Source organism: Vibrio sp. ZOR0018, from assembly GCF_963865925.1.
In the GTDB taxonomy this organism is placed as follows: Bacteria; Pseudomonadota; Gammaproteobacteria; order Enterobacterales; family Vibrionaceae; genus Vibrio; species Vibrio anguillarum.
The window spans coordinates 1-494 of record NZ_CAWMCN010000101.1; the positions used below are offsets into that span (position 1 = coordinate 1).

Sequence of the window (494 nt, forward strand, 5' to 3'; positions counted from 1 at the left end):
TTAACGCAACACAGCCAAACCGAAGTGAGCCACAGCGCGCTGCAAGATTACAGCTTTAAAAAACCGAGCTACTCGTTTGCTCAGCAAGCGCAAGGGCGCGAGATGGATTACCAGCAAGCGACCTACGAACACTTTGATGCACCGGGTCGCTTTAAAGACGACGTCAGCGGCAAAGCCTTTAATCAAATTCGCTTAGAGTACCTACGACGAGAAGCGCGTACCGCGAGCGGAAAAAGTAACCATCCGGGCCTGCAAGCGGGCACAAAGTTTGACTTACAAGAGCATCTTGACGACAGCGCGAACCGCGACTGGGTTGTAGTGCAAGTGCATCATCAAGGGCGTCAGCCACAAGCATTGGAAGAAGAGGGCGGCAGTGGCGCGACCACGTACAGCAACCAATTCACGCTCATTCCTGCCGATGTCACGTGGCGTGCGACACCGCAAGCCAAACCTCAAGTGGACGGCCCTTGCATGGCGTTAGTCGTGGGCCCTGA

Annotated in this window: 1 protein-coding gene; it reads left to right on the plus strand. The window is 55.1% G+C overall.

The window, feature by feature from the left end; translation table 11 throughout:
- A partial coding sequence (locus tag AACR75_RS07170; protein WP_047689384.1) for a contractile injection system protein, VgrG/Pvc8 family occupies nucleotides 1–494 on the plus strand: 494 nt, incomplete at both ends.